This window comes from Pseudomonas migulae NBRC 103157, from assembly GCF_002091715.1.
In the GTDB taxonomy this organism is placed as follows: Bacteria; Pseudomonadota; Gammaproteobacteria; order Pseudomonadales; family Pseudomonadaceae; genus Aquipseudomonas; species Aquipseudomonas migulae_A.
In genome coordinates this window covers 131,308-154,213 of sequence record NZ_BDAG01000006.1, presented here as the reverse complement: position 1 = coordinate 154,213, position 22,906 = coordinate 131,308, and the positions used below count along the sequence as shown (strand labels likewise).

General features: G+C 59.5%; 19 protein-coding genes. 14 read left to right on the top strand and 5 right to left on the bottom strand.

Going from position 1 to position 22,906, the window contains the following annotated elements; translation table 11 throughout:
• Positions 1-86: 86 nt before the first annotated feature.
• The 3 genes from PMI01S_RS07170 to rloA are packed head-to-tail and all read right to left on the bottom strand — an operon-like array spanning position 87 to position 3,150.
• Positions 87-1,073 (bottom strand): alpha-L-glutamate ligase-like protein, encoded by a 987-nt coding sequence (locus PMI01S_RS07170; RefSeq protein ID WP_084318761.1) that lies wholly within the window; start codon positions 1,071-1,073, stop codon positions 87-89.
• The gene (gene rloB, locus PMI01S_RS07165; protein ID WP_084318759.1) at positions 1,073-2,608 is read right to left on the bottom strand and encodes an osmotic stress tolerance membrane protein RloB; all 1,536 of its coding nucleotides are present in this window, start codon (positions 2,606-2,608) and stop codon (positions 1,073-1,075) included. The genes PMI01S_RS07170 and rloB overlap by 1 nt, the downstream gene beginning before the upstream one ends.
• 5 nt (positions 2,609-2,613) lie before the next feature.
• Positions 2,614-3,150 (bottom strand): retropepsin-like aspartic peptidase RloA, encoded by a 537-nt coding sequence (gene rloA, locus PMI01S_RS07160; protein ID WP_084318757.1) that lies wholly within the window; start codon positions 3,148-3,150, stop codon positions 2,614-2,616.
• 1,019 nt (positions 3,151-4,169) lie between these two features.
• On the opposite strand from rloA, the gene PMI01S_RS07145 reads away from it, so the two are divergent.
• The 6 genes from PMI01S_RS07145 to prpD all read left to right on the top strand — a co-directional run bounded on the left by PMI01S_RS07145 (position 4,170) and on the right by prpD (position 12,768).
• On the top strand, positions 4,170-4,889 hold the full coding sequence (locus tag PMI01S_RS07145) for a GntR family transcriptional regulator (RefSeq protein ID WP_174602652.1): 720 nt from the start codon (positions 4,170-4,172) through the stop codon (positions 4,887-4,889).
• Positions 4,886-5,776, top strand: a complete 891-nt coding sequence (gene prpB, locus PMI01S_RS07140; protein WP_008027432.1) for a methylisocitrate lyase — start codon at positions 4,886-4,888, stop codon at positions 5,774-5,776. The genes PMI01S_RS07145 and prpB overlap by 4 nt, the downstream gene beginning before the upstream one ends.
• Before the next feature lie 152 nt (positions 5,777-5,928).
• Entirely contained in the window at positions 5,929-7,056 is a 1,128-nt protein-coding gene (prpC, locus tag PMI01S_RS07135) for a bifunctional 2-methylcitrate synthase/citrate synthase (protein WP_084318753.1), read from the top strand.
• A 199-nt stretch (positions 7,057-7,255) separates the two neighbouring features.
• Entirely contained in the window at positions 7,256-9,853 is a 2,598-nt protein-coding gene (gene acnD, locus PMI01S_RS07130; RefSeq protein ID WP_084318751.1) for a Fe/S-dependent 2-methylisocitrate dehydratase AcnD, read from the top strand.
• 56 nt (positions 9,854-9,909) lie between these two features.
• Complete coding sequence (gene prpF / locus PMI01S_RS07125) at positions 9,910-11,100, top strand: 2-methylaconitate cis-trans isomerase PrpF (RefSeq protein ID WP_084318749.1); 1,191 nt, start codon at positions 9,910-9,912, stop codon at positions 11,098-11,100.
• Positions 11,101-11,283: 183 nt separating this feature from the next.
• Entirely contained in the window at positions 11,284-12,768 is a 1,485-nt protein-coding gene (gene prpD, locus PMI01S_RS07120) for a 2-methylcitrate dehydratase (RefSeq protein ID WP_084318747.1), read from the top strand.
• Positions 12,769-12,880: 112 nt separating this feature from the next.
• Here prpD and ppsR read toward each other — a convergent pair whose 3' ends face one another.
• On the bottom strand, positions 12,881-13,699 hold the full coding sequence (ppsR, locus tag PMI01S_RS07115) for a posphoenolpyruvate synthetase regulatory kinase/phosphorylase PpsR (RefSeq protein ID WP_084318745.1): 819 nt from the start codon (positions 13,697-13,699) through the stop codon (positions 12,881-12,883).
• A 174-nt stretch (positions 13,700-13,873) separates the two neighbouring features.
• On the opposite strand from ppsR, the gene ppsA reads away from it, so the two are divergent.
• The 8 genes from ppsA (at position 13,874) to PMI01S_RS07070 (ending at position 21,997) form a co-directional block, all read left to right on the top strand.
• Positions 13,874-16,249 carry a phosphoenolpyruvate synthase gene (gene ppsA, locus PMI01S_RS07105; RefSeq protein WP_084318743.1) on the top strand — a complete coding sequence of 792 codons (2,376 nt, stop codon included), beginning with the start codon at positions 13,874-13,876 and terminating at the stop codon, positions 16,247-16,249.
• 165 nt (positions 16,250-16,414) lie between these two features.
• The gene (locus PMI01S_RS07100; RefSeq protein WP_084318741.1) at positions 16,415-17,404 is read left to right on the top strand and encodes an alpha/beta fold hydrolase; all 990 of its coding nucleotides are present in this window, start codon (positions 16,415-16,417) and stop codon (positions 17,402-17,404) included.
• A 121-nt stretch (positions 17,405-17,525) separates the two neighbouring features.
• Positions 17,526-18,017, top strand: a complete 492-nt coding sequence (gene rraA / locus PMI01S_RS07095) for a ribonuclease E activity regulator RraA (RefSeq protein ID WP_084318739.1) — start codon at positions 17,526-17,528, stop codon at positions 18,015-18,017.
• A 26-nt stretch (positions 18,018-18,043) separates the two neighbouring features.
• Positions 18,044-19,039, top strand: a complete 996-nt coding sequence (gene cmaX, locus PMI01S_RS07090; protein WP_084318737.1) for a divalent cation transporter CmaX — start codon at positions 18,044-18,046, stop codon at positions 19,037-19,039.
• A 63-nt stretch (positions 19,040-19,102) separates the two neighbouring features.
• A complete protein-coding gene (locus PMI01S_RS07085) occupies positions 19,103-19,351 on the top strand; it encodes a hypothetical protein (protein ID WP_007944521.1) in 249 nt (82 codons plus the stop codon).
• 2 nt (positions 19,352-19,353) lie between these two features.
• Entirely contained in the window at positions 19,354-20,178 is an 825-nt protein-coding gene (locus tag PMI01S_RS07080) for a mechanosensitive ion channel family protein (protein WP_008027407.1), read from the top strand.
• A gap of 86 nt (positions 20,179-20,264) precedes the next feature.
• The gene (gene sigX, locus PMI01S_RS07075) at positions 20,265-20,855 is read left to right on the top strand and encodes an RNA polymerase sigma factor SigX (RefSeq protein ID WP_011333251.1); all 591 of its coding nucleotides are present in this window, start codon (positions 20,265-20,267) and stop codon (positions 20,853-20,855) included.
• A gap of 107 nt (positions 20,856-20,962) precedes the next feature.
• Positions 20,963-21,997, top strand: coding sequence for an OmpA family protein (locus PMI01S_RS07070; RefSeq protein ID WP_017337464.1), 1,035 nt, complete (start codon positions 20,963-20,965; stop codon positions 21,995-21,997).
• A gap of 129 nt (positions 21,998-22,126) precedes the next feature.
• Here PMI01S_RS07070 and cobA read toward each other — a convergent pair whose 3' ends face one another.
• Positions 22,127-22,897 carry a uroporphyrinogen-III C-methyltransferase gene (cobA, locus tag PMI01S_RS07065; RefSeq protein WP_084318735.1) on the bottom strand — a complete coding sequence of 257 codons (771 nt, stop codon included), beginning with the start codon at positions 22,895-22,897 and terminating at the stop codon, positions 22,127-22,129.
• Positions 22,898-22,906 lie beyond the last annotated feature (9 nt).

Genomic DNA, 22,906 nt, shown 5'->3' with positions numbered 1-22,906 from the left:
TGCTCCTAGAGGGGATGTCGCGAAGTGACCGATCGGCAGCGGTAGCACGAACCTGTGGCGAGGGGGCAAGCCCCCTCGCCACAAGGTCAGCCTTCAACTGCAGGGATATGTCCGAACATCTCCTGAACAAACTCGACCCGCTCCTGCACCGACTCGGTAATCCCGCGAGCCTTCAGCTCCTCCAGCCGCGCCTCGACCGCATGGGTGCGCAACGTCAGGCCGCAATCATTGGCGATCTGGATGTTCAACCCCGGCCGGGCATTCAGCTCAAGAATCAGCGGCCCCTTTTCCTGGTCCAGCACCATGTCGACACCGATGTAACCCAGCCCGCACAGCTCATAGCAGCCGGCGGCGAGTTTCATGAAGCCGTCCCAGTAGGGCAGCTGCACACCGTCCACCGCGTTGGTGGTGTCGGGGTGTTTGGTGATGATGTTGTTCAGCCAGGTACCGCGCAGGGTCAGGCCGGTGGCGAGGTCGACACCGACGCCGATGGCGCCCTGGTGCAGGTTGGCCTTGCCGCCGGACTGGCGCGTCGGCAGGCGCAACATCGCCATCACCGGGTAGCCCATCAGCACGATGATGCGGATATCCGGCACGCCTTCGTAGCTGATGCTTTTGAAAATCTGATCGGGCGTCACGCGGTATTCGATCAGTGCACGGTCGCGGTGACCACCCAGTGAATAGAGGCCGGTGAGGATGCTGGAGATATGGTGCTCGATTTCCTCATGGCTGATGATCTTGCCGGACACCGTGCGATAGCGCCCCTCGAAACGGTCGGCAACCACAATGATGCCGTCGCCGCCGGCGCCCTGGGCCGGTTTGATCACGAAGTCGTTGCGCCCGCCGATGATCTCGTCGAGGTTGTCGATCTCTTTCTCGGTGGAGATCACGCCATACAGTTCCGGCACGTGAATGCCGGCGGCGATCGCCCGTTCCTTGGTGATGATCTTGTCATCGACGATCGGGTACAGGCTGCGCTTGTTGTACTTGAGCACGTAGTCCGCGTTGCGCCGATTGATCCCCATGATGCCCCGGGCTTCCAGGGCCTTCCAGGTCTTCCAGAAGCCGAACATCAGGCGTCAGCCTTCTTCAGGAATGCCTTGAAACGTACCAGTTCAGTCAGGCGGTAACCGCGATAGCGCCCCATCGCCAGCATGAAGCCCACCAGAATCAGCAGGACCGCCGGGAAGGTGAACACAAAGTAAATCAGTTCCGGCACGCTCATGATCAGGTGCGCCAGGGTGGCGGCAAACAGGGTGCCGATCGCCACTTTCATCGCATGCCCGGAACCGCGTTCTTCCCAGGTAATCGACAGGCGTTCGATAGTCATGGTCAGAATCACCATCGGGAACAACGCCACGGACAACCCGCGCTCCAGGCCGAGCTTATGGCTGAGCAAGCTGATCGCCGCGATCAGCACCACCACAAATGTCAGCACCACCGACAGTCTTGGCAACATTTGCAGTTTCAAATGCTCAAGGTACGAGCGCAGCGACAGCCCCAGTGCGGTGATGATGGTAAACAGCACAATGCCGAAGCCGAGCTGGGTTTCGCGGAAGGCGAGGGCGATCAGCACCGGGGTAAAGGTGCCGAGGGTCTGCAAGCCGATCAGGTTGCGCAGGATCAGGATCACCAGCACGCCGATCGGGATCATCACCATGATCATGAAGGTCTGCTGGGTTTGCAGCGGCAGGCCATACAGCGAGTATTCGAGGAAGTTGGCGTCGGTGTTTTCGTCGGTCAGCTTGGCCAGGCGAATGGCGTTCATTTCGCTGTTGTTCATGCTGAAGGTGACGGTGGCTTTCTTGCCGCCATCGACGGTGATCAGGTTTTCGTCGCCGGTCCACCACAGCAGGCGGTCGGTCGGCAGGCCTTGTTCGCCGGTTTCCGGGTTGAAGTACAGCCAGTCGGTGCCGTTGAAGCTGCGCAGCCAGAGCTCAGGCGTTTGCGGTTGGTCGGCCACCAGACGAATGGTGTGGACCTTTTCCACCGGCACGTGGGCGATGGACAGTACCAGTTCGACGATTTTGGCCTTGTGCCCGCTGGACGGGTCGCCGCCCAGCAACAGTTTCACGTTGTCGTCATTGACGTTGTTGACCCGCTTGATCGCCTCGCCAATGAAGGTTTCGACATCGGCCGAGTGCTGGCGAATCGGCGCGAGCAGGGCTTCGGCGGCGACTTTTTCCGCGCCTTCGACGGCAATGCTGTCGCGGAAGGTCGGGCCCTTGATCTTGGATTTTTCACCGGTATAGCGCTTGGTCAGCACCAGACGGTAATAAAGCGTCTGGTTGCCCTTCACCCGTCGCGCCGACCAGGTGACCTTGCGGTTACCGTCGACACGGTTCACGGCCACGCCGTAATTATTGGAAATAAAGCTTTCGTTGAGGCTGACGTAGTCGCGGCTCAGCGGTGGCACGAACATCTGGATCTTGACCGGGTCCTTGGCATTCGGGACGAACTCCACTTTGGCGTCGATGTTCCACAAGTCGTCGGTGGCATCTTCGGTCACCGGAATGCCAAGCACGAAGATCTGATAGGCCGTAACTGAAATGCCCAGCACCACCAGGATGGCGATCAGCATTTTCAGATGAAGGGTAAGAGAGCGCATTGGAATTACTCTGCGGTATGTGCGTCGGTGGCGCAGGCGGGTTTGCCAGCAGCGTATTTAAGACTGGGGTCGACCAGCGCATCAAAGCGTTTGAGCGCTTCGGAGCCGATCAGGAGCGGATATTGGAAGGCACTTCGGTCGGTCAAGTTCACTTCGATGCTGCGTAAAGCCGAACCCATGCAGATATCCAGCTCGATCACCGGACGGGCGGTGTATTTCTTGCCTTCGTCCGGATCGTAGTCGCCAGCGCGACGCTTGATCTTGCTGACGCGGGCCAGCGGCCGTTCGATCGGGTGCGAGTGCGCCGCGTCGATCGCCAGATAGAAGCGTACCCAGGATTCGCCATTGCGTTTGAAGCGTTTGATGTCGCGGGCGCTCAGGGAGGCGGTTTTCGCCCCGGTGTCGAGTTTGGCAGCGACTTCCAGGTTGATGCCATCCAGCGAGGCGTACTCGTTGAGGCCGTACACGGTCTTTTCCCCCGCCGCGGCGACACCGGGCAGGCAAAGCAGATAAAAGAAGGTGGGGAAGGGCTTGAGTCTCATAAATCCTGGTGCGCAGCGGTCCGTGTTTCGATTCAAGGCCCTGGCATCGCTGCGCAAGCTCCCTCGTATGCCTATCAGCCATTTATGACAAGCAGTGCAGATGTCACAAACAAATGCGGGCGGCATTCTAGCACGGTGGTTTTATGGCGCCAGCGTTGGCCTTTTCGGTTTGGTGTTCGCTCGCAGGCGGGCGCGGGGCGGATCAACGCTGGTAGAGGCGTCGATGGAGGTAGTCACCGGTTGACGGACAGGCTCAGGGCGTGAGGGGGCGACTACCGCCACAGCAGCGCGAGGCGGCCTTCGGGCCGACCTGGGCTTCAAGCGGGCGCGCTTCGCTCATTTGTCGTTTACATCCCTCTTGAGCAACTCCTATTAAATGTGGGAGCGGCGGTGCGACGATTCGACTTGCTCGCGAATGCGAACTGGCATTCAGCATTGATGTCGACTGACCGGACGCCTTCGCGAGCAAGTCGAATCGTCGCACCGCCGCTCCCACAGGGGATTTTTGGTGGGCATGACATGGGGGTTCACCGCCGATGACCTTGACGAACATCAGGTCGGCTATAAGGCCGCCTCGCTTTGGCTTTTGATCTTGATCTGCCCCGTCGGAAGGCCGAGCGCAGGTTCTGCGCAGTGGGCAACCCGGCAGGGATGCCGGGTTAGCCGCCCCCGGCCATGGATGGCCGATGGCGGCGGGCCCACGGAGCAGGACCGGAGCGAGGGCATGGCGAGCCTTAGCGAGCCACCGTACGTCAGGGGCGCAGGCGCTTGGTTACTTGGCGCTTTTCCAAGTAACCCGCCGTAAGGGCGGAACCATTACCCGCCGTTACCGCAGCAACGGATATGTACCCCATCAAAAGAACCGCCCCGCCGCCAAAAGCAGCAACGGACATGCACTCGGTCTACGCTAAAACAATCCGGTTATTAGACGATTGTCGACAATATCCATTTATCCTTTGACTAAGAGACCTGTATTCGCTAGTTTTTGCCGCATCAGCTTTCAAGGTGTCGACAATATGCTGGATCAACTCGATCCCCCGGTCATTGCTCAGGACGATTCGGAAACACTTTCCGAGAACGTCTTCCGACGCATTCAGGCGGCCATCGTCAAGGGCGAGATCGCCCCGGGCAGCAAGATCTCCGAGCCGGAACTGGCGCGCACCTATGGCATCAGCCGCGGCCCGCTGCGTGAAGCCATTCACCGTCTGGAAGGCCAGCGCCTGCTGGTTCGCGTGCCGCACGTCGGGGCGCGGGTGGTTTCCCTGAGCCACGCCGAGCTGCTGGAGCTCTACGAAATCCGCGAATCCCTCGAAGGCATGGCCTGTCGCTTGGCCGCTGAACGCATGACCGTCGAAGAAATCGACGAGCTGCGCCACGTCCTTGAAACCCACGAGCGCGATGCGGCGTTTCAGGCCGGTGTCGGCTATTACCAGCAGGAAGGCGATTTCGACTTCCATTACCGAATCATCCAGGGCAGCGGCAATCGCACCCTGACGCAGATGCTCTGCGGTGAGCTTTATCAACTGGTGCGCATGTACCGCATCCAGTTTTCCACCACGCCCAATCGCCCGCGCCAGGCCTTTGCCGAGCACCACAGGATTCTCGATGCCATCGCCGACCGTGACGGTGAACTGGCCGAGTTGTTGATGCGCCGTCACATCGGCGCCTCCAAACGCAATATCGCCCGTCACTACCAGGACGGCGCTACTAAGACAGCCACTGAACGAGGTGAGTCATGAGTTCCAACAAGAGCACTCCAGGCCAGCGTTTCCGCGATGCGGTCGCCAGCGAACATCCGCTGCAAGTGGTCGGCGCGATCAACGCCAACCATGCGCTGCTGGCCAAGCGCGCAGGTTTCAAGGCGATTTACCTGTCGGGTGGCGGGGTGGCTGCCGGCTCCCTCGGCGTGCCGGACCTGGGCATCACCGGCCTGGATGACGTGCTGACCGATGTGCGTCGCATCACCGACGTGTGCGACCTGCCGCTGCTGGTGGACGTGGACACCGGTTTCGGTTCCTCGGCGTTCAACGTCGCGCGCACCGTCAAGTCGATGATCAAGTTCGGCGCGGCGGCGATTCACATCGAAGATCAGGTCGGCGCCAAGCGCTGTGGTCACCGTCCTAATAAAGAGATCGTTTCGCAGCAGGAAATGGTCGACCGCATCAAGGCGGCGGTCGATGCGCGCACCGACGACAGCTTCGTGATCATGGCCCGCACCGACGCCCTGGCCGTTGAAGGTCTGGAATCCGCACTGGATCGCGCTGCGGCGTGCATCGAGGCCGGCGCCGACATGATCTTCCCGGAAGCGATCACTGAGCTTGAGATGTACAAGCTGTTCGCCAGCCGCGTGAAAGCGCCGATCCTGGCCAACATCACCGAATTCGGCGCGACGCCGCTGTACACCACCGAGCAGTTGGCCGGTGCCGATGTGTCGCTGGTGCTATACCCGTTGTCCGCGTTCCGCGCGATGAACAAGGCTGCGGAAAACGTCTACACCGCGATCCGTCGCGACGGCACGCAACAGAACGTGATCGACACCATGCAGACGCGCATGGAGCTCTACGATCGCATCGACTACCACACGTTCGAGCAGAAGCTCGATGCGTTGTTTGCCGCGAAGAAGTAAAGATCAAAAGATCGCAGCCTCGTTTTACTCGGCAGCTCCTACGGGGAGGTTGCCGGACGCGGTCGATGTAGGAGCTGCCGAAGGCTGCGATCTTGTTGGCAACACCCAAATTTGCCGATTCCCTAACAAATTCAAGAAAACTGGAGACAGCAATGGCCGAAGCAAAAGTACTCAGTGGCGCCGGGCTCCGTGGCCAGGTTGCCGGGCAAACCGCACTGTCCACCGTGGGCCAGTCGGGCGCAGGCCTGACCTATCGCGGCTACGACGTTCGCGAACTGGCGGCTGACGCCCAGTTTGAAGAAGTGGCCTACCTGCTGCTGTACGGCGAACTGCCGACCCAGGCGCAACTGGACGCCTACATCAGCAAACTGGGCAAGCTGCGCGACCTGCCGCAAGCGCTCAAGGAAGTGCTGGAACGCATCCCCGCCGACGCCCACCCGATGGACGTGATGCGCACCGGTTGCTCGTTCCTGGGCAATATCGAACCAGAGAAAGATTTCTCCGAGCAGCACGACAAAACCGACCGCCTGCTGGCCGCGTTCCCGGCGATCATGTGCTACTGGTATCGCTTCAGCCACGACGGCAAACGCATCAGCTGCGTGAGCGACGAACAATCCATTGGCGGCCACTTCCTGCACTTGCTGCACGACAAGAAGCCAAGCGAGTTGCACGTCAAAGTGATGAACGTTTCGCTGATCCTCTACGCGGAACACGAGTTCAACGCGTCGACCTTCACCGCTCGGGTGTGTGCATCGACCCTGTCCGACCTGTTCTCCTGCATCACGGCGGCCATCGGTTCCCTGCGCGGCCCGCTGCACGGCGGCGCCAACGAAGCGGCGATGGAAATGATCGAACGCTTCTCTTCGCCTGAAGAGGCGGTCGAGGGCACCCTCGACATGCTGGCGCGCAAGGACAAGATCATGGGCTTTGGCCACGCGATCTATAAGGACAACGATCCGCGCAATGAAGTGATCAAGGGCTGGTCGAAAAAACTCGCCGACGAAGTGGGCGACACGGTGTTGTTCCCGGTTTCCGAAGCCATCGACGCAACCATGTGGGAGCAGAAAAAACTGTTCCCGAACGCTGACTTCTACCATGCGTCGACGTACCACTTCATGGGGATTCCGACCAAGTTGTTCACGCCGATTTTTGTCTGCTCGCGCCTGACCGGCTGGGCGGCGCATGTGTTCGAACAACGTGCCAACAACCGCATCATCCGCCCGAGCGCCGAGTACGTCGGCGTCGAACAGCGCAAGTTCGTGCCAATCGAACAACGCTGACCGGGGTGGGCCTGGGATCTGAATTCAACGCAGATCCCCTTGTAGGAGCCGGCTTGCTGGCGATGGCGGTCTGACATTCAACATTGATGTCGACAGATATACCGCTATCGCGAGCAAGCTTGCTCGTACAGGGGCGATGTTAATTTCAAGATCGGTGCCAGGCCTCGCCTTTTGAAACCACCGTGACCGAGTCCTGACGATGAACACTGAATTCCGTAAACCGCTGCCCGGCAGCCATCTGGATTACTTCGACGTCCGTGCGGCAGTCGAAGCCATCCAGCCCGGCGCCTACGACACTCTGCCGTACACCTCCCGCGTGCTGGCGGAAAACCTGGTGCGTCGCTGCGACCCGTCCACGCTCACCGAATCCCTGAAGCAATTCATCGAGCGCAAACGCGACCTCGACTTCCCATGGTTCCCGGCCCGCGTGGTGTGCCACGACATTCTCGGCCAGACTGCGCTGGTCGACCTCGCCGGCCTGCGTGACGCCATCGCCCTGCAAGGTGGCGACCCGGCGCAAGTGAACCCGGTGGTGCCGACACAACTGATCGTCGACCACTCCCTGGCCGTCGAGCGCGGTGGTTTCGATCCGGACGCGTTCGAGAAGAACCGCGCCATCGAAGACCGTCGCAACGAAGACCGTTTCCACTTCATCAACTGGACCAAGAAAGCGTTCAAGAACGTTGACGTGATTCCGCCCGGCAACGGGATCATGCACCAGATCAACCTGGAGAAAATGTCTCCGGTGATTCAGGTGCGCGATGGCGTGGCGTTCCCCGACACCTGCGTCGGCACCGACAGTCACACCCCGCATGTCGATGCGCTGGGCGTGATCGCCATCGGCGTCGGTGGTCTGGAAGCCGAAAGCGTTATGCTCGGCCGCGCATCGTGGATGCGTCTGCCGGAAAGCGTCGGCGTCGAGCTGACCGGCAAGCTGCAGCCAGGCATCACCGCCACCGACATGGTGCTGGCGCTGACCGAGTTCCTGCGCAAGCAAAAAGTCGTTGGCGCATGGCTGGAATTCTTCGGCGAAGGCGCCTCCGCGTTGACCCTCGGCGACCGCGCTACCATTTCCAACATGGCCCCGGAATACGGCGCCACCGCAGCGATGTTCTACATCGACCAGCAGACCATCGACTACCTCAAACTCACCGGCCGTGAAGACGAGCAGGTGCAGTTGGTCGAGAACTACGCCAAGACCACGGGCCTGTGGGCCGACAGCCTGAAGGGCGCGCAATACGAGCGCGGCCTGACTTTCAACCTGTCCTCGGTGGTGCGCAACATGGCGGGCCCGAGCAACCCGCACGCCCGCGTCGCCACCTCCGATCTGGCCGCGCGAGGCATCTCCGGCCAGTGGGATGACGTGCCGGGGCAGATGCCCGACGGCGCGGTGATCATCGCCGCCATCACCAGCTGCACCAACACCAGCAACCCGCGCAACGTGATCGCGGCCGGCCTGCTGGCGCGCAACGCCAACAAGCTCGGGCTGACCCGCAAGCCATGGGTCAAATCGTCCCTGGCGCCGGGTTCGAAAACCGTCGCTTTGTACCTCGATGAAGCGGGCCTGACGGACGAACTGGAACAACTCGGTTTCGGCGTCGTGGCTTTCGCGTGCACCACCTGCAATGGCATGTCCGGCGCGCTGGACCCGGTGATCCAGCAAGAGATCATCGACCGCGACCTGTACGCCACCGCCGTGCTCTCCGGTAACCGCAACTTCGATGGTCGGATTCACCCTTACGCCAAGCAAGCATTCCTCGCTTCGCCGCCGTTGGTGGTCGCGTACGCCATCGCCGGCACCATCCGTTTCGACATCGAAAAAGATGTGCTGGGCCTGGATGCGAACGGCAAGGAAATCCGTCTGAAGGACATCTGGCCGAGCGACGAAGAAATCGACGCGGTGGTGAAAGCCTCGGTCAAGCCGGAGCAGTTCCGTCAGGTCTACATCCCGATGTTCGCCATCCATGAAGACACCGGCCCGAAAGTGACGCCGTTGTATGACTGGCGCGAGATGAGCACCTACATCCGCCGTCCTCCGTACTGGGAAGGCGCATTGGCCGGCGCGCGTCCGCTCAAGGGCATGCGCCCGCTGGCGGTGCTGCCGGACAACATCACCACCGATCACCTGTCGCCGTCGAACGCGATCATGCTCGACAGCGCCGCCGGCGAGTACCTGGCGAAAATGGGCCTGCCGGAAGAGGACTTCAACTCTTACGCGACGCATCGCGGCGACCATTTGACCGCGCAACGCGCCACCTTTGCCAACCCGAAACTGTTCAACGAAATGGTCCAGGAAAACGGCAAGGTCAAGCAGGGTTCGCTGGCCCGTGTCGAGCCGGAAGGCAAGGTCATGCGCATGTGGGAAGCCATCGAAACCTACATGGAACGCAAGCAGCCGCTGGTCATCATTGCCGGCGCCGACTACGGTCAGGGTTCGTCCCGCGACTGGGCGGCCAAGGGCGTGCGTCTGGCAGGCGTGGAAGCGATTGCCGCCGAAGGTTTCGAGCGCATCCACCGCACCAACCTGGTGGGCATGGGCGTGTTGCCGCTGGAGTTCAAGCCGGGCACCAACCGCCACACTCTGGCCATCGACGGCAGCGAAACCTACGACGTGATTGGCGAACGCACGCCACGTGCCGAACTGACGCTGGTGATCAATCGCAAGAACGGTGAGCGCGTCGAAGTGCCGGTGACCTGCCGCCTCGACACCGCTGAAGAAGTGTCGATCTACGAGGCCGGCGGCGTGCTGCAACGCTTCGCACAGGACTTCCTCGAAGAATCGGCGGTCGCCGTCTAAATCACCCAGTGCGGGCACGGGGCTTCAAGTCCCGTGCCTGTCTTGAAGGAGCACCCATGGCTCACGCACCCCAGATCAAAATCCCCGCCACCTACATGCGCGGCGGCACCAGCAAAGGCGTGTTTTTCAGCCTGAAAGACCTGCCCGAAGCGGCACAGATTCCCGGCCCGGCGCGCGACGCCTTGTTGCTGCGCGTGATCGGCAGCCCCGACCCATACGACAAGCAAATCGACGGCATGGGCGGCGCGACCTCCAGCACCAGCAAAACCGTGATCCTGTCGAAAAGCATCAAGGCTGATCACGACGTCGACTACCTGTTCGGTCAGGTCTCCATCGACAAGCCTTTCGTGGACTGGAGCGGCAACTGCGGCAACCTGTCGGCGGCGGTCGGTTCGTTCGCCATCAGCAACGGTCTGGTGGACGCCAGCCGCATCCCGCACAACGGTGTGGCGGTGGTGCGCGTGTGGCAGGCCAACATCGGCAAGACCATCATCGCCCATGTGCCGATCACCAACGGTGAGGTTCAGGAAACCGGTGATTTCGAACTCGACGGCGTGACCTTTCCGGCGGCCGAAGTGCAGGTCGAATTCATGGACCCGGCAGCGGAAGAAGAGGGCGGTGGCGGTTCAATGTTCCCTACCGGCAACCTGGTGGATGACCTTGAAGTGCCCGGCGTCGGGACTTTCAAGGCGACCATGATCAATGCCGGTATTCCGACTATTTTCGTCAATGCCGAAGACATCGGTTACACCGGCACCGAGCTGCAAGGTGCGATCAATGGCGATCCGAAAGCACTGCAGATGTTCGAGACCATCCGTGCTTATGGTGCGTTGCGCATGGGACTGATTTCGAACCTTGACGAAGCGGCCAGGCGGCAGCACACGCCGAAGGTTGCGTTTGTGGCCAGGCCGGCGGATTACGTGGCGTCCAGCGGCAAGGCGATCAAGGCGGGTGATGTCGACCTGCTGGTACGCGCTCTGTCGATGGGCAAATTGCACCACGCGATGATGGGCACCGCTGCGGTCGCAATCGGTACGGCAGCGGCGATTTCCGGCACCTTGGTTAACCTTGCCGCCGGCGGCATCGAGCGCAATGCCGTGCGCTTCGGGCATCCGTCCGGGACGTTGCGCGTCGGCGCCGAGGCCAGCCAGGTGAACGGTGAATGGACCGTGAACAAGGCCATCATGAGCCGCAGTGCGCGGGTGTTGATGGAAGGCTTCGTGCGCGTGCCGGGCGATTCCTTCTAATCCAACACACCCACCTGTAGGAGCCGGCTTGCTGGCGATCCCGACAACTCGGTGTATCAGACAAGACCGCGTTGCCTGGATCGCCAGCAAGCCGGCTCCTACAGAGAGTGCATTTCAATTATAAGAATCTGATTACCCTGAACCGAGGTCCCCTCAACGAACCACTTCAAGAGTGAATCGAACATGAGCGCCAACGTCGACCTGAACAACCGCCCCGACTACGACAGCGTCCTGCAGGACATTGCCGATTACGTCCTCAACTTCAAGATCGAGTCCGGGGAAGCGCTGGACACCGCCCGTAACTGCCTGATCGATACCCTCGGCTGCGGCCTGCTGGCCCTGCGCTTTCCCGAATGCACCAAACACCTGGGCCCGATCGTCGAAGGCACCGTCGTCCCGTTCGGCGCCCGCGTACCCGGCACCAGCTATCGTCTCGATCCGGTCAAAGCCGCGTGGGACATCGGCTGCATCGTGCGCTGGCTCGATTACAACGACACCTGGCTCGCCGCCGAATGGGGCCATCCGTCCGATAACCTCGGTGGCATTCTCGCGGTGGCCGATCACCTGTCGCAAAAGCGCCTGGCCAATGGCGACGCGCCGCTGACCGTCCGCGCCGTACTTGAAGCGATGATCATGGCCCACGAGATTCAGGGCGTCATCGCGCTGGAAAACTCCTTCAATCGTGTCGGCCTTGATCACGTCATCCTGGTGAAAGTTGCCTCGACCGCCGTTACCGCCAAACTGATGGGCGCCAATCGCGAGCAGTTGCTGTCCGCGTTGTCCCATGCCTTTGCTGACGGGCAAGCGTTGCGCACCTATCGGCATGCGCCGAATGCCGGTTCACGCAAATCCTGGGCGGCGGGTGATGCGACCAGTCGAGGCGTACGTCTGGCGGACATCGCAATGCGGGGCGAGATGGGCATTCCCGGTGTACTGACCGCCAGACAGTGGGGCTTCTACGACGTGTTGTTCAGCCACACCAACAACGACCTGGCGCTCAAGCCCGAAGACAAGCGTGCCTTCGGTTTTACCCGTTCATATGGCAGCTACGTGATGGAAAACGTGCTGTTCAAAATCAGCTTCCCGGCCGAATTCCACGCACAAACGGCTTGCGAAGCGGCTGTGACGTTGCATCCGCAAGTCAGGAATCGCCTGCACGAGATCGACAGAATCGTCATCACCACCCACGAGTCGGCGATCCGCATCATTTCCAAGGTCGGCCCGCTGGCCAACGCGGCAGACCGTGATCACTGCATCCAGTACATGACCGCCGTCCCGCTGGCCTTCGGCAATCTGGTGGCCGAGCAATACGAAGATGACTTCCATGCGGCGCATCCGATCATCGATGTGCTGCGCGAGAAAATGGTCATCGTCGAAGACCCGCAATACACCCGCGAATACCTGGAGGCGGACAAACGCTCGATTGCCAATGCGATACAGGTGTTTTTCAAGGACGGTTCAAGCACCGGGAAGGTGGTGGTCGAGTACCCGATCGGCCATCGTCGGCGCCGTGCGGACGGTATTCCGCTGCTGGAGGACAAGTTCAAGGCGAACCTGGCGACGCGCTTTACGGCGCAGCGCAGTGCCGAGATATTTGCATTGTGCAAGGACCAGGCGCGGCTTGAGGCAACACCGGTGAACCGGTTTGTGGATTTGTTCGTGATTTAAGACCGCGTCATCGTTCTTCGCGAGCAAGCCCGCTCCCACATTTGATCTTCGGTGGGCACAGAAATGTGGGAGCGGGCTTGCTTGCGAAGGCGACCGAACAGGCGCTAAAAAATTACTTGAACCGCCGCTCAACACCTTTTTCAACGAGGATCTTCGCCGAAATTTCTTCAACGGAGAAATGCGTGGAGTTGATGTTCGGAATGTTCTCGCGGCGGAACAGATTCTCCACCTCGCGCACTTCAAACTCGCACTGCGCGTAGCTCGAATAGCGGCTGTTGGGCTTGCGCTCGTTGCGGATCGCGGTGAGGCGGTCCGGGTCGATGGTCAGGCCGAACAGCTTGTGCTGGTGGGCGCGCAGGGCGTTTGGCAGGGTCAGGCGCTCCATATCGTCTTCAGTCAGCGGGTAGTTGGCCGCGCGAATACCGAATTGCATCGCCATGTACAGGCACGTCGGTGTCTTACCACAACGCGACACGCCCACTAGGATCAGGTCGGCCTTGTCGTAATAATGCGTGCGTGCACCGTCGTCGTTGTCGAGGGCGAAGTTCACCGCCTCGATGCGCTCCATGTAATTGGAGTTGCCGCCGATCGAGTGAGACTTGCCGACGGTGTAGGAAGAATGCTCGGTCAGTTCCTGTTCAAGCGGTGCCAGGAAGGTCGAGAAAATGTCGATCATGAAACCATTGGACGTTGCGAGGATCTCACGAATGTCCTGATTGACGATGGTATCGAAGATAATCGGCCGGAAGCCGTCGGTTTCGGCGGCTTTGTTGATTTGTTGTACCATGGCCCGCGCTTTATCCACGTTGTCGATGTACGGCCGCGTGAATTTGCTGAAGGTAATGTTTTCGAACTGCGCCAGGAGGCTTTGACCCAGGGTTTCGGCTGTGATGCCGGTGCCATCGGAGATAAAGAAAGCAGATCGTTTCATTTGCACCTTGGGCCTTAAGCTAGTGACGAATCTTGGATATGATAGGCGCGATTTGCCGGCCGCCATTGGCCCGCATTCTCACTTATTTTCCAGGTCCAGGCCATACAGCTGGCAAATGCTCCTTTAGAGCGCCGGCTTCTGAGCTTTTCCAACACAGTTAGTGGAGAGATCACCTTGGTAGAGTACGTAGTTTCCCTCGATAAGCTCGGCGTCCATGATGTAGAGCACGTAGGGGGCAAGAACGCATCCCTGGGCGAGATGATCAGTAACCTTGCAGGTGCCGGTGTATCGGTGCCCGGTGGCTTCGCCACGACAGCTCAGGCTTATCGTGATTTTCTGGAACTGAGCGGCCTGAACGATCAGATCCACGCTGCCCTCGACGCCCTGGACGTCGATGATGTCAACGCCCTGGCCAAGACCGGCGCCCAGATCCGTCAATGGATCATGGAAGCCGAATTCCCCGAGAAGCTCAACGCCGAGATCCGCACCGCGTTCGCCACGCTGTCGGCCGGCAACCCTGACATGGCCGTGGCCGTGCGCTCTTCCGCTACTGCCGAAGACCTGCCGGACGCTTCCTTCGCCGGTCAGCAGGAAACTTTCCTGAACATCCGTGGTGTCGAAAACGTCATTCGCGCCGCCAAAGAGGTGTTCGCTTCACTGTTCAACGACCGTGCCATTTCCTACCGCGTGCACCAGGGCTTCGATCACAAGCTGGTGGCCCTGTCGGCTGGCGTGCAGCGCATGGTTCGCTCCGAAACCGGCACCGCCGGCGTGATGTTCACCCTCGATACCGAATCGGGCTTCCGTGACGTGGTGTTCATCACCGGCGCCTACGGCCTGGGTGAAACCGTCGTACAAGGCGCGGTGAACCCGGACGAATTCTACGTCCACAAACAAACCCTCGAGGCTGGCCGTCCGGCCATCCTGCGCCGTAACCTGGGTAGCAAAGCGATCAAGATGATCTACGGCGAAGTCGCCACGGCCGGCAAGTCGGTCAAGACCATTGACGTCGACAAGGCCGATCGCGCACGTTTCTGCCTCAGCGACGCCGAAGTCAGCGAGCTGGCCAAGCAGGCGATGATCATCGAGAAGCACTACCAGTGCCCGATGGACATCGAATGGGCCAAAGACGGCGACGACGGCAAGCTCTATATCGTTCAGGCCCGTCCCGAAACCGTGAAGAGCCGCACCCAGGCCAACGTCATGGAACGTTACCTGTTGAAAGAAACCGGCACCGTGCTGGTTGAAGGTCGCGCCATCGGCCAGCGCATCGGCGCCGGCAAGGTTCGCATCATCAAGGACGTGTCCGAGATGGACAAAGTCCAGCCGGGCGACGTTCTCGTTTCCGACATGACCGACCCGGACTGGGAGCCGGTCATGAAGCGCGCCAGCGCCATCGTCACCAACCGTGGCGGCCGTACCTGCCACGCAGCGATCATCGCTCGCGAGCTGGGCATCCCGGCCGTGGTCGGTTGCGGCAACGCCACCCAGCTGTTGAAAGACGGCCAGGGCGTGACCGTTTCCTGCGCTGAAGGCGACACCGGCTACATCTTCGAAGGCGAACTGGGCTTCGACATCAAGAAGAACTCCGTCGATGCCATGCCGGACCTGCCGTTCAAGATCATGATGAACGTCGGCAACCCGGACCGCGCCTTCGACTTCGCGCAACTGCCGAACGCCGGTGTGGGCCTGGCCCGTCTGGAATTCATCATCAACCGCATGATCGGTGTGCACCCCAAAGCGCTGTTGAACTACGACGGCCTGCCGCAGGAAATCAAGGACAGCGTCGACAAGCGCATCGCCGGTTACAACGATCCGGTCGACTTCTATGTCGACAAACTGGTGGAAGGCATCAGCACCCTGGCGGCAGCGTTCACGCCGAAAAAGGTCATCGTGCGACTGTCGGACTTCAAGTCCAATGAATACGCGAACCTGATCGGCGGCAAGCTTTACGAGCCGGAAGAAGAAAACCCGATGCTGGGCTTCCGCGGCGCTTCGCGTTACATCAGCGAATCGTTCCGTGACTGCTTCGAACTCGAATGCCGCGCCCTCAAGCGTGTGCGCAACGAGATGGGCCTGACCAACGTCGAAATCATGGTGCCGTTCGTCCGTACCCTGGGCGAAGCGAGCCAGGTCGTCGACCTGCTGGCTGAAAACGGTCTGGCCCGCGGCGAGAACGGTCTGCGCATCATCATGATGTGCGAACTGCCGTCCAACGCGATTCTGGCGGAAGAATTCCTCGAGTTCTTCGATGGCTTCTCCATCGGCTCCAACGACCTGACTCAGCTGACGCTGGGCCTGGATCGTGACTCCGGGATCATCGCTCACCTGTTCGACGAGCGTAATCCGGCGGTCAAGAAGCTGCTGGCTAACGCCATTGCCGCGTGCAACAAGGCCGGCAAGTACATCGGCATTTGCGGTCAGGGCCCTTCGGACCACCCTGATCTGGCCAAATGGCTGATGGAACAGGGTATCGAAAGCGTTTCGTTGAACCCTGATTCCGTACTGGAAACCTGGTTCTTCCTGGCGGAAGGTCAAGCTTCGGCGTGATGGTGTGGGAACGGCTCGCTCACTGTAGGAGCAGGCTTGCCCGCGATGGCGTCTTCAAAATCGCCATCGCCAGCAAGCTCTGCTCCTACAGGGGGGGGGCCGTTTTAAGAGATTGAAGTAGGGCGGGCTCCTCAAGGATGCCGCCCTTTTTTGTGCAAGAGCATTATGCAAAGCAGCAGCAACCTATTTCCTGTCGCCCTGATCAGCGCCGAGCGGCGCGGCGATCTGAGCGAAGACGTCTATCGTTTGAAACCCGGCAACAGTCCTGATGGCACTGTGGAGTTGGCGGTGACCCGTTTAGGCATGGCGGATGCGCCCGCGCACGGGGGCGTGCCGGTGATTCTGTTGCACGGCAGTTTTTCCAACCGGCGCTTCTGGTTTTCTCCAAAGGGGCTGGGACTCGGGGCTTACCTGGCTCGCCTGGGGTTCGATGTATGGATTCCGGAAATGCGCGGCCATGGCCTGTCCCAGCGCAACCAGAACTACCGTAAAAACCGCGTCTCCGACTACGCTCGTTACGATCTGCCGGCCATTGGCGCGTTCGTGCGTGAGCAGAGCGGCCAGGTGCCGCACTGGATCGGCCATTCGCTGGGCGGGATTACCCTGGCGGCGGCGCTCGGTGGCGAGTACATCGGCGAACCGGTTGTGGCCTCTGCGGCGTTCTTTGGTACGCAAGTCAGCCGCACCTACTGGCCGTTGAAGATCCCGCCGGTCGAGTGGAGCGGGCGCTTCATTCTCAAGCGTTTCGCCCAGCTATCCGGTTCACGGCTCAAGCGCGGCCCGGAGGACGAGCCGATTGGCCTGGCCCTGGAAAGCATGCGCTGGTACGGTCTGTTCGGGCGCTTTGGCGATGCCGACAAGGACTGGTGGGCCGGATTGGCCGAAGTCCGCTTGCCGGTACTGGCGGTGAGTGCGGCAGGCGACCACCAGGACCCTGCGTGGGCCTGCCGCAAGTTATTTGACCAGGTTGGCTCCGAGCACAAGCAATTCATCAACCTCGGTCGTGAGCAGGGCTTTGGCGACAACTTCGGTCACGTGGAAATGCTCGTCAGCAAAGCGGCGCAGACTGAGGTCTGGCCATTGGTGGCGCGCTGGTTGGCGGATCAGCACACCCCGTTGTCGGGAGACAAGCCGGATTTGGCGGCGGCAGTCTGAGCCTGATGCTCTATCAAGGGCATTTCGCTCTGATCGGCTTGCGGCTAAGATATGACGCATTGAGCTTTTCCGGTCACTTTACGACATCCTCGATTGTCTTCCTCTTTACAGGAGTTTCTCGATGAACCATTACATCACGCCTGACCTGTGCGACGCCTATCCGGAACTGGTGCAGGTGCTCGAACCGATGTTCAGCAATTTCGGCGGCCGTGATTCCTTCGGCGGCGAAATCGTGACCATCAAGTGCTTCGAAGACAACTCGCGGGTCAAGGAGCAGGTCGAGCTCAAGGGGAATGGCAAAGTGCTGGTGGTCGACGGTGGCGGTTCCTTGCGTCATGCGTTGCTGGGCGACATGCTGGCCGAGAAAGCCGCGAACAACGGTTGGGAAGGGCTGGTGATCTACGGTTGCATCCGCGACGTCGACATCATCGCGCAGACCGATCTTGGCGTTCAGGCCCTCGCCAGCCACCCGAGGAAATCCGACCGGCGCGGGCTCGGCGATCTCAACGTGGTGGTGACTTTTGCCGGTGTGACGTTCCGTCCAGGCGAATACATCTATGCGGACAATAACGGCGTGATCATCTCGCCAAGCCCACTGAAGATGCCTGAATAAACGTTGAGCCAAGCAAAGGGGTGAGGATGTTCGAGGAAGAAAACGCGCAGTGGGGGCTGGTGCATGCCCTGGTGCTGGATGGTAAAGGCGGTGCGCGTTCGATAGCCCGGACAGAACTCGATGACTTGCAGCTGCAGGCGCATGAAAGCCTGTGGCTGCACTGGGATCGCAGTCACCCGCAAACCCAGACCTGGCTGCGCAAATCCAGCGGTCTGAGTGAATTCAGCTGTGATTTGCTGCTCGAAGAAAACACCCGTCCGCGTCTCTTACAGCTTTCCGACAGCGAACTGCTGCTATTTTTGCGCGGGGTCAATCTGAATCCGGGGGCCGAACCGGAAGACATGGTCTCGGTGCGGATTTTCGCCTCGGCACAGCGGGTGATTTCCCTGCGCCTGCGTCCGTTGCGTGCCACCGATGAATTGCTGGTGCAGCTCGGCGAAGGCAAAGGACCGAAAACTGCCTCCGAACTCATCCTTTATATGGCTCAGTTCCTCACCAACAAGGTGCAGGATCTGGTCGGTTGCCTCTCGGAAGTGGTCGATGAGGAAGAAGAGAAACTGGATACCGACGAACGGTATACACCCGAACATGACTCCATTTTGCAGATCCGTCGAAGGGCGGCTGCGCTGAAACGTTTTCTGGCACCGCAGCGGGAAATTTTCGGACAGCTGACGCGGATAAAACTACCCTGGTTTGTCGAAGATGACGGCGATTACTGGAACGAATTGAACAACAGCCTGACCCGCTATCTCGAGGAGCTGGAGTTGACCCGGGAGCGCGTGGGGCTGGTCCTGGAGGCTGAAGACCGACGTTTGAGCGTGCGCATGAACCGCACGATGTACCGCTTCGGGATCATCACCGGAATCTTTTTGCCGATGAGTTTTCTGACCGGTCTTTTGGGGATCAACGTGGGGGGAATTCCGTTCTCTGCCAGCCCTTATGGCTTCCTGATTGCCTGCCTGATGATGGTTTCGGTGGCACTGGGGCAGTGGTGGTTATTCCGACGTTTGCGCTGGGTCTGACGATGAGCCATGTGACCCGTGCAAATCTGACCGCGTCTTTCACAGACATCACGAGAGGTGCGTATGCACGATCCGTTTGAACAGTCTTTGCGCGACATGCTGAACGCCTCACCGTCCACCCGTGACGACGATGCGTGCCTCGGGCGTGTCCTGAAAACCGCCAACCGCCAGGTCGGCGCCGGTGATCTTTTCAGCCTGCTGGGCCGCTGGTTGCCCGCGCTGATGATCGCCCTGAATAACGGATCGGCGCATGTTTCGCCGGTTTCACGTCACCGTAAACCTACCGTTCGCACTGCTGATAAGGCTGATTGAATATGGAACTTGATCTCTGGACTCAGAGCCTCGTCACTGCAATGACTGCGTTATGGACCAAGGTTGCGAATTTCATTCCGAACCTGTTCGGCGCATTGGTTGTGCTGCTGTTGGGTTTTGTCGTTGCGAAACTTTTGGACACTTTGCTGTCAAAGTTGCTCGCCAAGCTTGGGCTCGATCGCCTGATGGGCGGTACCGGTCTGACAAAATTGCTGTCCCGGGCCGGCCTTCAAGTGCCGATTTCGACGCTGATTGGCAAAATTGTCTATTGGTTCGTTCTGCTGATTTTTCTGGTTTCGGCCGCAGAATCCCTTGGACTTGAGCGAGTTTCAGCTACGCTGGACATGCTTGCGCTGTATTTGCCGAAAGTTTTCGGCGCTGCGCTGGTGCTGCTGGTGGGTGTTTTGCTGGCACAACTGGCCAATGGGCTGGTACGGGGAGCGGCAGAAGGCGTAGGGCTGGATTACGCCGCTGGGCTGGGGCGAATCGCCCAGGGCCTGGTGATTATCATCAGTATTTCGGTCGCGATCAGCCAGTTGGAGGTCAAGACCGACCTGCTGAACCATGTCATTGTGATCGTATTGATTACCGTTGGTCTGGCGGTTGCGCTGGCCATGGGTTTGGGAAGCCGGGAAATTGCCGGTCAGATTCTTGCGGGCATCTATGTGCGTGAGTTGTATCAGGTTGGGCAACAAGTGCGTGTTGGCGAGGTCGAAGGTCAGATCGAAGAGATCGGCACGGTTAAAACCACATTGCTGACCGATGAGGGTGAGCTAGTCTCTCTCTCCAATCGGATTCTCCTGGAGCAGCATGTGAGTAGCCGCTAACCCGGCAAACCCTGCTAATGTATGCCGCCGCAAAATGCCCCGAGGGGCTGCGGCGGACATTGACCTGACTGTCGGCCCGACTTGTTTTGAATAAAGCTCAAACGCTCTCCACGCGCTACGACCCCCGCGAGCTCTCTGATGAGGAGTTGGTCGCGCGCTCGCATACCGAGCTGTTTCACGTAACGCGCGCCTATGAAGAATTGATGCGGCGTTACCAACGAACATTATTTAACGTCTGTGCACGGTATCTTGGGAACGATCGCGATGCAGACGATGTCTGTCAGGAAGTGATGTTGAAGGTGTTGTATGGCCTGAAGAACTTCGAGGGGAAATCGAAGTTCAAGACATGGCTATATAGCATCACGTACAACGAGTGCATCACGCAGTATCGGAAAGAACGGCGAAAGCGTCGCTTGATGGATGCTTTGAGTCTGGACCCCCTCGAGGAAGCGTCTGAAGAGAAGGCGCCGAAACCCGAGGAGAAGGGCGGACTTGATCGCTGGCTGGTGTATGTGAACCCGATTGACCGTGAAATTCTGGTGCTACGATTTGTCGCAGAGCTGGAGTTTCAGGAGATCGCAGACATCATGCACATGGGTTTGAGTGCAACAAAAATGCGTTACAAACGCGCTCTAGACAAATTGCGTGAGAAATTTGCAGGTATTGCTGAAACTTAGTTCGGCGCAAATATCTCTTACGTGTAGGCAAGTTCTGATAGACTTGCCGCCGAGTTGTCCCCCGGTTTGCGGGACTGCTTCACAATCACCAGATGGGGATTTAACGGATGAAACTGAAAAACACCTTGGGCTTGGCCATTGGTTCTCTTATTGCAGCCACTTCGTTCGGCGCACTGGCACAAGGCCAAGGCGCAGTTGAAATCGAAGGCTTTGCAAAGAAAGAGTATTACGATAGCCAGCGCGATTTCAAAAACGACGGCAACCTGTTCGGTGGTTCGGTTGGTTACTTCCTGACCGACGACGTTGAACTGCGTCTGGGCTACGACGAAGTTCACAACGTTCGTAGCGAGTCGGGCAAGAACATCAAGGGCTCCAACACCGCCCTGGACGCTCTGTACCACTTCAACAACCCAGGCGACATGCTGCGTCCGTACGTTTCGGCCGGCTTCTCCGATCAGAGCATCGGTCAGAACGATCGCGGTGGTCGTAACGGTTCCACCTTCGCCAACGTTGGCGGCGGTGCCAAGCTGTACTTCACAGACAACTTCTACGCTCGTGCCGGCGTTGAAGCTCAGTACAACATCGACCAGGGCGACACCGAGTGGGCTCCTAGCGTCGGTATCGGTGTGAACTTCGGTGGCGGCTCCAAGCCAGCTGCTGCTCCAGTTCCAGCACCGGCTGAAGTCTGCTCCGACAGCGACAACGACGGCGTTTGCGACAACGTTGACAAGTGCCCGGACACCCCAGCCAACGTAACTGTTGATGCTGATGGCTGCCCAGCAGTTGCTGAAGTTGTTCGTGTAGAGCTGGACGTTAAGTTCGATTTCGACAAATCTGTTGTTAAAACCAACAGCTACGGCGACATCAAGAACCTGGCTGACTTCATGAAGCAGTACCCATCCACCACCACTACTGTTGAAGGTCACACTGACTCCGTCGGTCCTGACGCTTACAACCAGAAACTGTCCGAGCGTCGTGCAAACGCCGTTAAGCAAGTTCTGACCAACCAGTACGGTGTTGAATCGTCCCGCGTTCAGTCTGTTGGCTACGGCGAATCCCGCCCAGTTGCTGACAACAAAACTGAAGCTGGTCGCGCTGTTAACCGTCGCGTAGAAGCGCAGGTTGAAGCTCAAGCTAAGTAATTAGCCCGCAGCTCTGAGAAAAGCCCGGCTTAGGCCGGGCTTTTCTTTGTCTGCGATTTGGGTTTCACGTCGTTTGTAGGCGCGAGCTTGTCTCCGGGCGTTCCGACGATGGTCGTCAACGATGACGCGTTAAGCCTGACACGCCGCGGCGTTCTCAGGTTCTTCGCGAGCAAGCTCGCTCCTACAGTGACTTGTGTGGGCGGCCACCGCGCCAATCACCAGAATGGCCGGGCTCTTCAGCTCAAAGGCGCAGGCATCCTCTTCCATCGCGGTCAGATCGCTGCGACATTCCCGTTGGTGTGGCAGGGAAGCGTTTTCAATCATTGCCACCGGGGTATCCGCCGCCATTCCTCCTATCAGCAACTGCTCGCGAATTTCACTCAGCTTCGCCACGCCCATGTAGATAACCAATGTCGTGCCGCCTTGAGCCAAGGCTTGCCAATTCAGACTGCTGCCATCTTGCGTGTGGGCCGTCACCAGCGTCACACCCCGCGCCACACCCCTGAGAGTCAACGGGATATCGCATTGCGTCGCACCGGCAAGCCCGGCAGTGATGCCATTGACCAGCTCGACATCGACCCCGCGCTCGCGCAACCACTGCGCCTCTTCACCGCCGCGACCAAAAATGCACGGATCGCCGCCCTTGAGCCGTACCACGCATTTGCCCTGACGGGCATAACGCAGCATCAATCGATGAATGAACGCCTGAGGCGTGGAGCGACAGCCGCCGCGTTTGCCCACGGCAATGATTCGCGCCTGTGGGCAATGCTCAAGCACGGCTTCGTTCACCAGATCGTCGATCAACACCACTTCGGCTTCGCTCAACGCTCGAACAGCCTTGAGGGTCAGCAATTCCGGGTCGCCAGGACCTGCACCCACCAGCCAGACTTTTGCGTTCATAGTGTTTTC